Genomic DNA, 15,197 nt, shown 5'->3' with positions numbered 1-15,197 from the left:
CCCAGGCCGCAGGTGGGAGAGGGCGCGGTGCCCGGTCCCGGCCAGGCGGACCACCGGGTCCGACAATCTCGCCACACGTCCGTTCGAGAGGTGTTTGTGTCATCTGCCAGTTCGACTCGCTCGAAGCAGTCCGAGTCACTGCAAGAGCCCGTCATTCAGCAGCTGATCGAGCGTGGGCGGTCCCAGGGCTTTCTTGAGCCCGAGGACGTGCGCCGTGCCTTCGAAGAGGCCGAAATCCCGATGTCGCAGGCGCAGTCCGTGCTCCGCAGCCTCGCGAAGGAAGGCGTGACCGTACTCGTCCCCGAGTCGGCATCCTCCCGGCGCAAGGCGCCGCGGCGCAAGCCGGCGGCCACGCGGTCCACCTCGACCAGGTCCACCAAGGCCGCGACCGCCGACGGGGCCGCCAAGCCCGCGCGCGCCGCGGCGGCCAAGGAGCAGCCCGAGACGGTCACCGCGGTGGTCGACTCCGTCGCCGAGGCCGTCGAGGAGGTCGAGGGCCCCGCCGGGAAGTCCGCGCCGAAGAAGGCCGCGGCCAAGAAGCCCACCGCTGCCAGGAAGGCCGCGCCGAAGAAGGCCGCGGCCAAGAAGACCACTGCCAAGGGCCCGGCGGCCAAGTCGGCCGGAGCCAAGAAGACGGCGGGCAAGAAGGACCTCGCACTCGCGGCGGACGGCGAGTACACCGAGGACGAGGATGGCCTGGACGACCTCGAGCACACCGGCGCCGAGCTGGAACTGGTCGAGGACCCCCCGGAGTCCGGGGACAAGGACGTCAAGCCCGCCAAGCCCGAGGCCGTGGGCGCTCCCGCCAAGCCCGCCAACGAGGACGAGTCCTTCGTCCTCTACGACGATGACGACGACGCCCCGGCGGCCCAGGTCGTCGCGGCGGGCGCGACGGCCGACCCGGTCAAGGACTACCTCAAGCAGATCGGCAAGGTCCCGCTGCTCAACGCCGAGCAGGAGGTCGAGCTCGCCAAGCGTATCGAGGCCGGCCTCTTCGCCGAGGAGAAGCTGTCCGAGGACGGCGAAATCCTCACCTTCGAGCTGCGCGACGAACTGGAGTGGATCGCCGAGGACGGCGGCCGTGCCAAGAAGCACCTGCTGGAGGCCAACCTCCGCCTGGTGGTGTCGCTGGCCAAGCGCTACACCGGCCGCGGCATGCTGTTCCTGGACCTGATCCAGGAGGGCAACCTCGGTCTGATCCGCGCGGTGGAGAAGTTCGACTACACCAAGGGCTTCAAGTTCTCGACCTACGCGACGTGGTGGATCCGCCAGGCGATCACCCGCGCCATGGCCGACCAGGCGCGCACCATCCGTATCCCGGTGCACATGGTCGAGGTCATCAACAAGCTGGCCCGCGTGCAGCGCCAGATGCTCCAGGACCTGGGCCGCGAGCCCACCCCGGAGGAGCTGGCCAAGGAACTCGACATGACCCCCGAGAAGGTCGTCGAGGTCCAAAAGTACGGGCGTGAGCCGATCTCCCTGCACACCCCGCTGGGCGAGGACGGCGACAGCGAGTTCGGCGACCTGATCGAGGACTCCGAGGCCATCCAGCCGGGCGAGGCGGTCAGCTTCACACTGCTCCAGGAGCAGCTGCACTCGGTGCTGGACACGCTGTCCGAGCGAGAGGCGGGCGTGGTGTCCATGCGCTTCGGGCTCACCGACGGCCAGCCGAAGACTTTAGACGAGATCGGCAAGGTCTACGGAGTCACCCGGGAACGCATCCGGCAGATCGAGAGCAAGACGATGTCGAAGCTCCGTCACCCGTCGCGTTCGCAGGTACTCCGCGACTACCTGGACTAGTCCTTCCAGGTGGTGGCCGGCCCTCTCCCCGACGGTGTCGGGGCCGGAGCGGCCGAGGCCGACGAGGACCGATCCGTTCCCGGTGTGCCGCCTCGCCCTGTGGGCGGGGCGGCACACCGGGTTCCGGTGCCCCGTGGTCCGCGCGGGTGTGGCGACTCCCGCGTGTACCGGAGCATCCCCCGTGGCGCTCCGGGACGTCCACCGCGTTTCCAGGCGCCGCTACGCCTGGTCCGGCAACACCGTGTCATCCATCCGATGTGTCATCCATCCGACACCGACCATGGTGCCGCACGTGCTGTAGGTCTGGCATAAAGTCGCGATATCGAGTCGTTACATTACGGGGAGTGGCCGGCGGCCGCTCCCCGTCGGTGTGCCGTTCCGACCGCTCGCCGCCCGTGTCCACCGTGCCCGTGGCCACCGGCCGGCCCCCGCGGGGGTCCCTTCCCCCGGGGCCTTCCTCCCGTGCGGTCCCTCAGTCGCGGACGATGACGTTCAGGGCACGCGGACCGGGCAGTTCCACGGTGTGCCCCAGGTCGCGCAGGGCGGCCACCAGCTCCTCGGGGGTGGCGGCGTCCACACCCTCCACGAGCAGGGAACGGGCGATGTCGCCCCGGGTGGCCTTGGCCATGTGGCTGACCACCGAGCGCTTGACGGCACCGTCCACGACGCGCTCGCGCAGCACCTTGACGGCGACGCCGTTCGCGGGGGCGAACGCGGCGGCGTAGACGGCCGAACGGCAGTCGACGACGAGCTGGTCCCCGACCAGCTCGCCCAGGGGCGCGGACAGCTCGCGGCGCCAGTAGGCGCCCAACCCGCCCAGGGGCGGAAGCTTCACACCCATGGACAGGCGGTACGGGGGAAGCCGGTCCGCGGGGCCGACCACGCCCCACAGCCCGGAGAGGACGAGGATCCGCCCGGCCGCGTCGTCGGGGAGGTCGGTCGGGCGGAGCCGGTCGTAGAGCACGCCCGTGTACAGGTCGGCGGCGCGCAGCGTCGGCGCGGTGGCCAGGTCCATGTTGCGCTTGAGCGCGTCGGTCTGGCTGGGGCCGAGCCCCAGGATGTCCATGGCGGTGTCCGCGGGCCCCGCGCACAGCTCCGCCAGCGCGGCCGCCACCCTCTCGCGGGCCCCGGCCAGCTCCGGGAGGGTCAGCGCTCCCAGGTCCAGGCGCGGCCCCTCCCCTGAGGTGGCCTTGCCCTCGGACGGCGGCAGCAGGACGATCATGGTGCGGACTCCCAGGTGGACGCGGGTTCTGTGTGCCCGCCCATGTTAGGACGGTCGCGTGCGGGAGCCGTGCCGCCCCTCCTCCGCGGAGGCCGATCGGAGGCCGGCGTGTAGCATCGGCCGCTCTGGGAGAGGAGCGGGGATGCACGAGTGGGCACGGCGGGTGACGCGGGACTGGCCGCCCTTCGAGGTCGAGGAGCGCGGCGGCTGGCGGTTCGGGTTCGCCGAGGGGATCACCAAACGCGCCAACTGCGCGCTGGTGATGGACCCCGGCGCGGACGTGTCCGAGGTCACCGCCTACTACACCGGGCGCGGGGTGCGGCCCTGCGTGCAGGTGTGGCCGGGGGAGGAGGAGGTCGACCGGCGCCTGGCCGGGCACGGGTACGCGGTGGTGGAGCCCACGCTGGTCCTGGCCCGTGACCTCGGCGAGCCTCCCGAGGCCCCCGGAACCTCCTCGGTCTCGACCGCGCCCGGAGCGGCCTGGTCGGGCCTGGACCTGACGCGCATCCTCGGCGGGGTCGACGCCGCCTACGCCGCCGCCGGAGGCGGCAGGGGCGCCGCGGTGCTGGACGGGGAGTCGGTGGGCGTCTGCGCCATGTTCACCGAGCCCGGGGCGCGCGGCAGGGGCGTGGCCACCGGGATCCTGGCCGACCTGTTGCGCTGGTCACACGACAAGGGCGCGCGCAGGGCCTACCTGTGCGTGGTCGCGGACAACGCCCCGGCCCTGCGCCTGTACGAGCGTGCGGGGTTCACCAGGGTGTCCGGCTACCACAACCGGGTCCTGGGCTGACCGGGTCCCGGGTCCGGACACCACGAAGGCGGCGGTTCGGTGAACCGCCGCCTTCGCCCTGTTCGTGTGGCTAACGCTCGTCCGTCTTGCTCTCGTGCAGCTTGTCGGTCTCGTCCTGGATGTCCGAGGCGATCTTGCGGAGAGAGTCGTCGTGCTTGCGCATGTGGTGCGCGCAGAACAGCAGTTCACCGCCGGAGTTCAGCAGCACCCGGACATAAGCCTGTGCACCACAGCGGTCGCAACGGTCAGCAGCCGTTAGCGGCTGGGTGGGGGCAAGGGTTCCAGTCACTTCGCCATCCTCAATACTCGGCGTTAGTCACCTCTGACAACATCTAACCCGGCCAAGACGTTCCCAACCCGGGCCCGTGTACGCCGACAGCGGAATCTGCCTGGTAGGTGCCCTGGTGGGGCGCTTTCGAGATCGATGTCGTTTCTGTTGCTGGTTGTACCCGTATGGAGGAGCTACATCCCCGTAGAGAAGGAGCATCCAGGTCGCATCCACCAGAGGTGGTAGTCTCGCGCGGGGCAGGCTCCCGTCCTCCCGCCGTGTCCCGGCGGTAGCAAGTGACCGGCACGCCGCCCCCTATCGTCAGTGCGGCGCGGTACAAAGGGCACGCACCGCATCAGCGCCCTGATGGCCCTCGAAACGCAGGAGATGTCCGAGTGACCGCCTTGACCGCAGCCGTTCACGACCCCGAGGATTACTCCGCCCGGCACCTGTCGGTCCTCGAAGGTCTTGAGGCGGTGCGCAAACGGCCGGGCATGTACATCGGGTCCACCGACAGCCGCGGCCTCACCCACTGCATGTGGGAGATCATCGACAACTCCGTGGACGAGGCCCTGGGCGGCTTCTGCGGACGGATCGACGTCACCCTGCACGCCGACGGATCCGTGTCGGTGAGCGACGACGGCCGCGGCATCCCCGTGGACGCCGAGCCCAAGTCCGGCCTCTCCGGCGTGGAGCTGGTCATGACCAAGCTGCACGCGGGCGGCAAGTTCGGCTCGGGTTCCTACACCGCCTCCGGCGGCCTGCACGGCGTCGGCGCCTCGGTGGTCAACGCCCTGTCGGCGCGCCTGGACGTGGAGGTCGACCGCCAGGGCCGCACCCACGCGCTCAGCTTCCGCCGGGGCATGCCCGGCCACTTCGCCGGCCCCGGGCCCGACGCCGAGTTCACCCCCTCCTCGGGCCTGGAGCAGATCCGCAAGGTGGCCCAGAAGGTCACCGGCACCCGCATCCGGTTCTGGCCGGACCTGCAGATCTTCCTCAAGGAAGCCGAGATCGCCCGCGAGTCGCTCCTGGACCGGGCCCGCCAGACCGCCTTCCTCGTTCCCGGGCTGACCATCGCCGTGCGCGACGAGCGCGCGGAGGGCGAGCCCGCCCACGAGGAGGAGTTCCGCTTCGACGGCGGCATCAGCGAGTTCTGCACCTTCCTGTCCCCCGACGACCCGGTCAGCGACGTGCTGCGCATCCAGGGCAGCGGCAACTTCACCGAGACCGTCCCCGTCCTGGACGACGCCGGGCACATGGTGCCCGCCGACGTCGACCGCCGCCTGGACGTGGACGTGGCCCTGCGCTGGGGCACCGGCTACGACACCACCGTGCGCAGCTTCGTCAACGTCATCGCCACCCCCAAGGGCGGCACCCACATCAACGGCTTCGAACGCGCTCTGGTGCGGGTGATCAACGACCAGCTGCGCGCCACCAAGCTGCTCAGGAACAGCGACGACCCCGTCACCAAGGACGACACCCAGGAGGGGCTCACCGCGGTCGTCACCGTCCGCCTGCCCGAGCCGCAGTTCGAGGGACAGACCAAGGAGATCCTCGGCACCTCCGCGGCGGCCAAGATCGTCTCCCAGGTGGTGGGCAAGGAGCTGCGCGAGTTCCTGACCACCACGAAGAAGGCGGAGAAGGCCAAGGCCCGCATGGTCCTGGAGAAGGTCGTCGGCGCCGCCAAGGCCCGTCTGGCCGCGCGCCAGCAGCGCGAGACCCAGCGGCGCAAGAACGCCCTGGAGAGCTCGGCGCTGCCCGCCAAGCTGGTGGACTGCCGCAGCGAGGGCCTGGAGCGCAGCGAGCTGTTCATCGTCGAGGGCGACTCGGCCCTGGGCACCGCCAAGCTGGCCCGCGACTCCGAGTTCCAGGCGCTGCTGCCGATCCGGGGCAAGATCCTCAACGTGCAGAAGTCCTCGGTCGCCGACATGCTCAAGAACGCCGAGTGCGCGGCCATCCTGCAGGTGATCGGCGCCGGCTCGGGGCGGACCTTCGACATCGACGCCGCCCGCTACGGCCGGATCATCCTCATGGCCGACGCCGACGTGGACGGCGCGCACATCCGCTGCCTGCTGCTCACGCTCATCTACCGGTACATGCGTCCGATGCTGGACTCCGGGCGGGTCTACGCGGCCGTCCCGCCGCTGCACCGCATCGAGCTGACCAACACCCGGCGCAAGCGCGGTGCCAAGCCCGAGGACCGCTACATCTACACCTACTCCGACGCCGAGCTCTCCCGCACGCTGTTGGACCTGGAGAAGCGCAAGATCTCCTGGAAGGAGCCGGTGCAGCGGTACAAGGGCCTGGGCGAGATGGACGCCGACCAGTTGGCCGAGACCACCATGGACCCGCGCCACCGCACGCTGCGCCGGATCCGCGTGGAGCAGGCCGAGGAGGCCGCCTCGGTGTTCAACCTGCTGATGGGCAACGAGGTGGCCCCGCGCCGCCGCTTCATCCAGCAGGGCGCCCAGGAGCTGGACGTGACCCGCATCGACGCCTAGACCGTGTTTCTTTGAGGCTGCGCTGCGCCTCGCCTCGTGCTCGGGCGCCGCGGGTACGGGAACCTTCGGTCCCTGCGGTGCACCCGCTCGTGCCTCGCGGGCGCACCTGCGGGGCCTCCAGAACCCCGTCGGCGCCCCCGCTGTGTCGTCTTTGAGGCTGTGCTGCGCTTCGCCTCGTGCTCGGGCGCCGCGGGTACGGGAACCTTCGGCGCCCCCGCCGGACCGGGTCCACCGACAGGCCCCGGGTTCTCAGGGGGTCCGCGGCGGTGCCCAGACCCCCTCCGCGAGGAACCGGTCGACGGCCGTGCGGTAGGGGGCGGGGTCCAGGCCCCTCTCCGCCACCCAGGCGTCGTTGTAGTAGCTGTGCTGGTAGCGTTCGCCGCCGTCGCAGATCAGGGTGACCACGCTGCCTCCGCGGCCCTCACGGAGCATTCTGGCGATGAGCTGCCACGCGCCCCACAGGTTCGTGCCCGTGGAGCCTCCGGCGCTCAGCCCGGTGACATCGTGCAGGTGCCGCATCGCGGCGATGCTCGCGGCGTCGGGCACCGGCATCATCAGGTCGATCACCGAGGGCACGAAGCTCGGCTCCATGCGGGGGCGGCCGATCCCCTCGATCCGCGAGGGCATGCCCGTGGAGTAGTCGGCCGCACCGGTCACCCAGCCGGGGAAGAACGCCGAGTTCTCCGGGTCCACCACCGCCAGGCGGGTGCTCAGCCGCCGGTAGCGCAGGTAGCGGCCGATGGTGGCGGAGGTGCCGCCGGTGCCCGCGCCCACCACGATCCAGTCGGGGCAGGGGTGGCGCTCCAGGCTGAGCTGTTCGAAGATCGACTCGGCGATGTTGTTGTTGCCGCGCCAGTCGGTGGCCCGCTCGGCGTAGGTGAACTGGTCCATGTAGTGGCCGCCCGTCTCGGCGGCCAGCCGCTCGGCCTCGGCGTACATCGCGGGCGGGGTGTCCACGAAGTGGCACTTCCCGCCGTAGCGCTCGATGAGGGCGATCTTCTCCGGGCTGGTCCTGCGCGGGATGACGGTGACGAAGTCCAGGCCGACCAGTTGGGCGAAGTAGGCCTCCGAGACCGCCGTGGAACCCGAGCTGGCCTCCACGATGGTGGTGCCCTCACGGATCCACCCGTTGGCCAGCCCGTACAGGAACAGCGAGCGCGCCAGCCGGTGCTTGAGGCTGCCGGTGGGGTGTACCGACTCGTCCTTGAGGTAGAGGTCGATGCCCCACTCCGGGGGCAGCGGGAACACGTGCAGATGGGTGTCGGCCGAGCGGTTGGCGTCGGCCACGACCCGGCGCACCGCCTCGTCCGCCCAGGAACGGGCGCTGTCGTCACGCCGGTCCACCCAGGAGGTGTCGCCCGGCTCGCTTGGTGAGGGTGCCATGCCCAGCAGGGTAGCCCGCACACGCGTGGAGAGGCGCCCGAGGCGGGAGGGCGGACCTCGTCGCGGGGACCGCGGCCCGCGCCAGGGAGGAGCCGGCCCTGGCCCCGCTGGAACGCCACGACGAGTCGGGGACCGCGGCCCGCGCGAGGGAGGAGCCCGAGCCCGGGGATCCCGGCCTCCTCGCACGGGTGCCGTCGCCCGGCGGGCGGGGCGGGCGGCGCCCCCGGAACAGGCGCCGGCTAGTCCAGTGAGCCGCCGGACATCACCGAGTACATGCGGCGGTAGGTGGACGCCTCCTCGTGGCGGCTCTGGCGCTCCAGCGTGCGTGCGAGCGCGATGTGCGCCCAGTTGTCCACCGGGTCCAGCTCGATGATCCTGCGGAAGGTCCGCTCGGCCTTGTTGAGCTGTGCGGAGTGGAAGTAGGCGCGGCCCAGCAGCTCCAGCAGGGAGCGGCTGTCCGGTTCGTGCTCGACGATCGGTTCGAGGGTCCGGGCGGCGTAGATGGGGTCGCCCAGCTCCATGAACATACGGGCGCGGTTGAAGGTTTCGTAGGTGTTCTCTTCCACGGTGCTCCTTCCGACGACGCGGGGTCGTCCCGGGTCACAACGGCCGGGGCGGCGACCGCATTCCCTGGTGGGGCGGGTGGGGCGGACGCCCGGTGCGGTCCGACACGACCGCACCGGGCCCGCGCTCCTACTGAAGAGATCCCCGGACACGTGCGCCGCGACACACCCGGCCGACGCGTCCCTCCCGGAAGGCGGGAGGCGCCTCAGAGGTCGACGGGGGTGACGCGTCCGGTGTCCACGTCGTAGATCGCGCCCGTCACCGGAAGGCCCTGGGGCAGCAGGGGGTGGTGGCGGATGCGTTCCAGGTCGTGCCGGAGCGCCCCCAGCTGGTCGTTGTCGGTGTGGAACTCCAGACTGCGGGTGTCCACCCCGTACTCCTCCCGGATGAGGTCGTGGACGGCGTCGTCGCTCTCCACGGAGGCCATCTTGCAGCGGGTGTGCGGCAGGATCAGCACCCGGTCGACACCGAGCAGGTACACCGCCAGGACCAGGGTGCGCAGGGTGTCGTCGGTCACCCTGGCGCCCGCGTTACGGAGGATCTTGGCGTCCCCCGGCTTCAGCCCCAGTGTGTCCAGGGGCTCGATCCTGGAGTCCATGCAGGTCACCAGGGCCAGGCCGCGCGCGGCGACCGGCTTGAGGCCGCCGAGGGAGAAGGACTGGGCGTAGGCCTCGTTGGCGGCGAAGAGGTCGTCGAAGGCACCCTCGGAGGAGGTGGCACCGCTGTTGTCACTCACGTGGAGTCGCTCCCTTGTTCCGTGGTCGCACACGCGCCGCGCGCACCGGGCGGATCCGGTGCGCGCGGCACATCGGTGAAGAACTCAGGCGCCGGCCCCGGAAGGGGTGATCCCGGAGTCGGTCTGCCCACTACCTACGGTAACGATCGCACGGGGGAGGGCCTCACCCGACCCGTCCCTGCGCTCGGTCAGGTCGGGCAGGCGCACCGGCTTGCCGTCGGCGCGCGCGGCGCGGGCGGGGGATCGGCCGATCCAGGCCAGCAGCAGCGTGTCCTCGCCCTTGAGGTAGCGGTGGCAGCGCACACCGCCGGTGGCGCGGCCCTTGGACGGGTAGGCCTCGAAGGGCGTGACCTTGGCCGAGCCGGCCTGGGTGCCCTCCAGGGCGTCGGAGGAGCCGGAGACGGTGACCACCACCGAGTCCTCCGGACAGGACACGGCGCCGAACCACAGCACCCGCGCCTCCTCCGACAGGCGGATCCCCGTCACGCCGCTCGCGGGACGGCCCTGGGGCCGCACGGTGTTCGCGGAGAAGCGCAGCAACTGCGCCTCGGAGGTGATGAAGGCCAGGTCCTCCTCGCCCGTGGACAACTGGGTGACGCCCATGACGCGGTCGTCGTCCTTGAGCGTGATGATCTCGAAGTCGTCCTTGTTGGGCGGGTAGTCGGGCGAGACCCGCTTGACCACGCCGTCGCGCGTGCCCACGACGAAACCGGGCCCGGAGGCGTCCATCGACACCACCGACACCACCCGTTCCCCCTCGTCGAGCTGGACGAACTCGGTCACGTCCAGCCCGGAGGCCAGCGGCGGGGCCTCCCCGACCTCGTCCGGCAGCTCGGGCAGCTCCACCACCGGAACGCGGATCATCCGGCCCAGGTCGGTGACCAGGCCGACGTCCGAACGGGAGGTGGTGGGAACGGACACGTGGACCGCGTCGTGCCGGGTGCGCAGACCCTCGTACACGCGCGGCACGGCGGCGCCCTTGCTCCGCCCGATGGTGCCGTGCACGCCCATCAGCACGTGGCAGGGCTGGTCGGCCATCTCCAGCGGGATCACCGCGCTGCGCGAGGCGCCGTCGCTCTCCCGGAGCTGGGTGCGGCGCGGGGTGGCGAACTGCTTGGAGACCTCGCCCAGCTCCTTGGAGACCAGGCGGCGCAGCTTCTTGTCCGACTCCAGGATCTCGGTGAGGGCCTCGACCTCCTTGTTGAGCTTGTCCCGCTCGGTCTCCAGCTCCTGCCGGTCGAAGCGGGTCAGGCGGCGCAGGGGGGTGTCCAGGATGTAGCGGGCCTGGACCTCGGACATGTCGTAGGCGCCCATGAGGGCCTCGCGGGCGGCGGCGGTGTCGTCGGCCTCGCGGATCAGGGAGATGACCCGGTCGATGTCCAGCAGGGCCACGATCAGGCCGTCCACCAGGTGCAGGCGCTCCTGGCGCTTGGTGCGGCGGAACTCGCTGCGGCGGCGCACCACGTCGAGGCGGTGGTTGACGTAGACCTCGAGGAGCTCGCGCAGGCCCAGGGTCTGGGGCTGGCCGTCCACGAGGGCGACGTTGTTGATGCCGAAGGACTCCTCCATCGGCGTGAGGCGGTACAGCTCCTCCAGGACGGCCTCGGGGTTGAAGCCGTTCTTGAGCTCGATGACCAGGCGCAGGCCCTGGGTGCGGTCGGTGAGGTCCTTCAGGTCCGAGATGCCCTGGAGCTTCTTGTTCTGTACCAGCTCCTTGATCCGGCTGACGATCTTCTCCGGACCCACGCTGTAGGGCAGCTCGGTGACCACCAGGCCGGTGCGGCGCGCGGAGACCTTCTCGATGGAGACCGTGGCGCGCGTCTTGAAGCTGCCGCGGCCGGTCCGGTAGGCGTCGCGGATGCCGTCCATGCCGAGGATGGTGCCGCCGGTGGGCAGGTCCGGGCCCGGAACGAACTCGGTGAGTTCCTCCAGGGTGGCGTCGGGGTTGGCGATCAGGTGGCGGGCGGCCGCGACGACCTCGCCCAGGTTGTGCGGGGCCATGTTGGTGGCCATGCCCACCGCGATCCCGGAGGCGCCGTTGACCAGCAGGTTCGGGAAGGCGGCGGGCAGGACCTCGGGCTCGGTCTCCTGGCCGTCGTAGTTGGGCCTGAAGTCGACGACGTTCTCGTCGATGGAGGAGACCAGCAGCTCCGCGGCGTGGTCCAGCCGGGCCTCGGTGTAGCGCATGGCGGCGGGGGCGTCGTCGCCGCCCAGGGAGCCGAAGTTGCCGTGGCCGTCGATCAGCGGCACGCGCATGGCGAAGGACTGGCTCAGGCGCACGAGGGCGTCGTAGATGGCGCTGTCACCGTGGGGGTGCAGCCGTCCCATCACCTCCCCGACGACGCGTGCGCACTTGACGTGGCCGCGGTCGTGCCGGAGCCCCATCTCGTTCATCTGGTAGAGGATGCGCCGCTGCACGGGCTTCATACCGTCGCGCGCGTCCGGTAGCGCGCGTTGGTAGATGACCGAGTAGGCGTACTCCAGGAAGCTGCCGCGCATCTCCTCGGAGACGTCGATGTCGATGATCTTCTCGGCGAGATCCTCGGGGGGACGGGTAGTAGTACGGGCCATGTCCGTAATTCTGGCCTGTGCCAGAGACTGAAACGTACATAGGCGCGTGGTTGGAGGTGTGTGAGCCGTGCGACGCGTGGTTTTCGCCCATCCTTGGGACGGTTTTCGCCCCGGGGGCGGGCCGGGGCGAGAACCACTGTCGGGGATGGTGCGGGGAGGGGGCCGTCCGCTGGTCACGGCCCCTCCCGGGCACCGCGGGAACGCCTGGGGAGCGGCGTCCCCGCGGTGCCCCGCCGACCGCCGACCGCCGTCGCCGTCAGCCGGTGAAGGGAATCGTGATCGAGGCGCCGCCGTCGGGGCCGAGCAGAACCTTCGACGACTGGTTTCCCAGGGCGCTCCACAACTCGACGCGGACCGAACCGCCGTTCATGTCGCCGAGGGCGCCCTCACCGCTCGCCAGGCCCTGTTCCTGCGTGTACTCCTCCCAGCCGTCCAGGTCGTCGGTGGCGAGGTAGCGGTAGGTCTCCGTCCGGTCGTCGGTACCGTCGCCGTCCAGGTCGTAGACCACGCGGACCTGGACGGCGTTGGCGATCGCGCTCCCGGAGTCCACCGGAAGGGAGAACGCCGTGGAGCCGCCGGTGTGGGAGCCGGTCAGGCCGTCGGCGCGCAGGACCACCCTGTCGTCCGGCGGCAGGCCGTCCTGGTTGCTCCCTCCGGCGGAGGCCACGGTGATCTCGTCGACGGAGCCGTGCGGGGTGCCGGAGAGCGCGGTGGGGGTCAGGTGGAGGCGTCCGTCACCGATGTCGCCGTCCCCCGGGTCCCCGGGGTCACCGGGGTCACCGGGGTCTCCCGGGTCGCCGGGGTCGCCTCCGCCGCCCTCACCCGTGGTGGAGGCCAGGGAACGCGGCTCCACGCGCAGTTCGACGCCGTCGGAGAAGGTGACGGTGACGGGCTCCGGTCCCGGGTTGAACGCGGTGTGGGTGCGGGCGCCGTTATCGTCGAAGACCGCGTAGTGCGCGGTGTCGGCGGTGACGGAGGTGTCGACGGTGCCCACCTCGGCGAGCGTGGAGACCCACTGGTAGGTGTGCGGCTTGGACTCGCCCGCCTCCGGCTCGTAGGTGTCCCACTGCTCCTCGAACATGCGCAGGGCGTCGTCTCCGTCGGAGAGGGCGCGGTGCGCCCAGTGGATGTCGCGCCAGATCTGCGGTTCGCGGCCGAGGCGGTCCACCAGGGACTCGTACATGGCGCCGGCGTGCTCGGGGTCGTACCCCAGGTACAGCGAGCCGGCGGTGATGGGCAGGTAGTTGATGCCGTAGTGCTCCTCCTCACCGCCGTCCCACCAGATGCGGTAGTCGCCGCCGTCGCCCCAGACCATGCCCACGACGTCGTGCCCGAAGTCGTCGGGGAAGGTCGCGCCGCCGTGGTCCTGCCAGTAGCGGGCGATGGCGGAGGCCTGGGTGGTGTGCAGGTACACGCCCAGGTCGCGCAGCTCCTCGTCGCCGGTCAGCGAGCCGAACAGGGCGGTGGCGGCGGCGAAGTGCATGCCCTCGGAGGAGGACTCCTGGTTGTTGCCCGAGGCGAACCCGGCGTGCCCGGAGGCCCATCCGTGTCCCGCGTAGGGGGAGAAGGAGCGCAGGCGGGGGAACATGTCGCTGTCGGGGTCGGGTTCGGCCACGTCCCGGATCAGCAGGCGGACCATGCCGCCCCAGGAGTCCTCGTCGGCCCACGCGCTGTCGTAGCGGGCGACGACGGCCGCCGCCGAGACGAAGTAGCCGTAGTGGAAGTCGTGGTCGTTGAGCTCCTGCGCGGCGCCGAAGCTGGCCGGGTAGCCGAGCATGGTGCCCCACTCGGCGTTGTGGTGGAACTGGCGGGTGCCGCCGGCGGTCAGCCAGTCCTCCAGGCGCCCCCTGACCAGGTCGAGGAGCTCGTCGCGGGCCTCGGTGTACCCGATGGAGTCGGCGATGGGCACGAGCTGGGCCAGGCGCCCCATGGCCTTGCCGTCCCAGTAGGTGTCGCCGGGTTCGGGGAAGGGCTCGGGGTCGGCGAGGACCTCGTCGATGAGCTGGCGCATCCGGTCGTGGTCGGCGCTCTCCACGGTCGGCAGGCTGGGCAGGACGCCCTGGGTGGTCAGCTCGGTCGTGAAGGCGGTGCCCTCGACCACCCGCATCTCGCCGCGCGGTGAGGCGTAGGAGAGGTCGGTGAGCGCGGTGGTGGCGTTGTCCCACTGGTGGGGGTAGAGCGCCATCAGCGTGCCGGTCTCCCCGCCCTCGCGCGCCTCGGTCTCCAGCCGGTAGGTGCTGGTCAGGGTGGCGGCGGCCTCGTCGTAGCCGTACTCGACGACGGAGCCGGTGACGAAGGAGTGGGCGTAGGGGGCGAAGGCGTCCAGGTCGCCGGGGGAGGGGAGCACCGCCACGGAGTAGTGCCCGTCGGCTCCGGTGGCGGCGGTGAAGGTGTTCCCGGACCGGGTCCAGGCGGTGTCGGAGGGGGCGAAGAGGGCGTAGTGGCGGCCGTCGACGCTCGCGCCGACCACCGGTCCGTCCTCGTGCCAGACCTCGGGCGGGCTGGAGAAGGCCACCTCGGCGTCGCCGCCGCCGGTCTCGGCGTAGGCGAAGGGCATGCCTTGGCCGATGGTCACGCGCAGGGACGAGCCGCCGCCCTCCCAGTGCGGGGTGACCGTCCAGTCGCCGCTGTCGGCCACCCGGGTGTCGGGGGAGTCCAGCCCGGTCGTGCCCAGGGACAGGTCGGCGGTGTGGGGGTGCTCGTACTTGAGGCCGTCGCCGACGAGCCGGTGGTCCTGCGGGTAGCCCATCTCCAGCCCGCCCGCGTGGGGGCGGAAGCTGGCGGGGTGGGCGAAGAGGTTCTCGCCGTACGGGTTGTCGGGATAGCGCTGGAAGATGAGGGAGGACCACCACTCGTTGGTGGGGGCGGGGCCCTGGTAGTCGTCGGTGACCTTGGGCGAGACCGGGTTGCCGTTGAGGTCGGAGGGGCCGGAGGCCCCCGCGGGGAGGGCGTCGGTGTAGCTTCCCGCGCCCACCGGGACCTGTGCCGCCGACTCGGCCGCGGACGCGGTGCCGGCGCCGTCGAGGGTGAGGGCCGGAGTGGACGCTCCGACGACGGCGAGTGCCGCCGCGGCCGCCAGCGCCCCGAACCGCGCGTTCCGCCGGGACGAGGCCCGGGATCGCGGACGCCCGGGACCGGATCGACTCCATGGGTGTTGCATGGTGCGCCTTTCGCTCGTTCTGGAGGGAGGTGGCTCCCCGTACATGCGGGAGCGCTCCCAGACGTGAGCCCTGACGAGGAGTGTTCATCCGGGCACCGAGAAGCGCAATGCCGGTAAAGTGGAAAGTTTCCTTACTGTTACACGGGTGGCCTCGTGCACCTTTTTGGAACTCAGTGCCTAAATGTCCGTCTGGACCTGTTCC

The 15,197-nt window shown here is 71.1% G+C and carries 10 protein-coding genes; 3 read left to right on the top strand and 7 right to left on the bottom strand.

The features are described 5' to 3' along the window. Nucleotides 1-96: 96 nt before the first annotated feature. On the top strand, nt 97-1,800 hold the full coding sequence (locus NOSIN_RS15170; protein ID WP_171986597.1) for an RNA polymerase sigma factor: 1,704 nt from the start codon (nt 97-99) through the stop codon (nt 1,798-1,800). A 472-nt stretch (nt 1,801-2,272) separates the two neighbouring features. Here the strand turns inward: NOSIN_RS15170 and yaaA are convergent, their stop codons facing one another. Further along, the gene (gene yaaA, locus NOSIN_RS15165) at nt 2,273-3,022 is read right to left on the bottom strand and encodes a peroxide stress protein YaaA (RefSeq protein ID WP_077691365.1); all 750 of its coding nucleotides are present in this window, start codon (nt 3,020-3,022) and stop codon (nt 2,273-2,275) included. Nucleotides 3,023-3,164: 142 nt separating this feature from the next. Here yaaA and NOSIN_RS15160 point away from each other — a divergent pair, with 142 nt between their 5' ends. Beyond that, on the top strand, nt 3,165-3,812 hold the full coding sequence (locus NOSIN_RS15160) for a GNAT family N-acetyltransferase (protein ID WP_077691364.1): 648 nt from the start codon (nt 3,165-3,167) through the stop codon (nt 3,810-3,812). Nucleotides 3,813-3,882: 70 nt separating this feature from the next. Here the strand turns inward: NOSIN_RS15160 and NOSIN_RS15155 are convergent, their stop codons facing one another. Further along, on the bottom strand, nt 3,883-4,101 hold the full coding sequence (locus NOSIN_RS15155; RefSeq protein ID WP_073703693.1) for a DUF7455 domain-containing protein: 219 nt from the start codon (nt 4,099-4,101) through the stop codon (nt 3,883-3,885). Nucleotides 4,102-4,475: 374 nt separating this feature from the next. On the opposite strand from NOSIN_RS15155, the gene NOSIN_RS15150 reads away from it, so the two are divergent. Continuing rightward, on the top strand, nt 4,476-6,581 hold the full coding sequence (locus tag NOSIN_RS15150) for a DNA gyrase/topoisomerase IV subunit B (RefSeq protein ID WP_077691363.1): 2,106 nt from the start codon (nt 4,476-4,478) through the stop codon (nt 6,579-6,581). Between the two features lie 249 nt (nt 6,582-6,830). Here NOSIN_RS15150 and cds1 read toward each other — a convergent pair whose 3' ends face one another. The 5 genes from cds1 to NOSIN_RS15125 all read right to left on the bottom strand — a co-directional run bounded on the left by cds1 (nt 6,831) and on the right by NOSIN_RS15125 (nt 14,995). Beyond that, complete coding sequence (cds1, locus tag NOSIN_RS15145) at nt 6,831-7,964, bottom strand: L-cysteine desulfhydrase Cds1 (protein ID WP_077693606.1); 1,134 nt, start codon at nt 7,962-7,964, stop codon at nt 6,831-6,833. Between the two features lie 239 nt (nt 7,965-8,203). Beyond that, nucleotides 8,204-8,530, bottom strand: coding sequence for a tetratricopeptide repeat protein (locus NOSIN_RS15140; protein ID WP_077691362.1), 327 nt, complete (start codon nt 8,528-8,530; stop codon nt 8,204-8,206). Between the two features lie 203 nt (nt 8,531-8,733). Beyond that, nucleotides 8,734-9,264, bottom strand: a complete 531-nt coding sequence (locus NOSIN_RS15135) for a beta-class carbonic anhydrase (protein ID WP_077691361.1) — start codon at nt 9,262-9,264, stop codon at nt 8,734-8,736. Nucleotides 9,265-9,348: 84 nt separating this feature from the next. Then, nucleotides 9,349-11,835, bottom strand: coding sequence for a DNA gyrase/topoisomerase IV subunit A (locus NOSIN_RS15130; protein ID WP_077691360.1), 2,487 nt, complete (start codon nt 11,833-11,835; stop codon nt 9,349-9,351). Between the two features lie 256 nt (nt 11,836-12,091). Then, nucleotides 12,092-14,995 (bottom strand): glycosyl hydrolase, encoded by a 2,904-nt coding sequence (locus NOSIN_RS15125; protein WP_077691359.1) that lies wholly within the window; start codon nt 14,993-14,995, stop codon nt 12,092-12,094. Nucleotides 14,996-15,197: the final 202 nt, after the last annotated feature.

It is taken from the genome of Nocardiopsis sinuspersici (assembly GCF_001998325.1).
GTDB lineage: Bacteria > Actinomycetota > Actinomycetes > Streptosporangiales > Streptosporangiaceae > Nocardiopsis > Nocardiopsis sinuspersici.
This window is presented reverse-complemented; position numbering and strand designations above follow the sequence as displayed.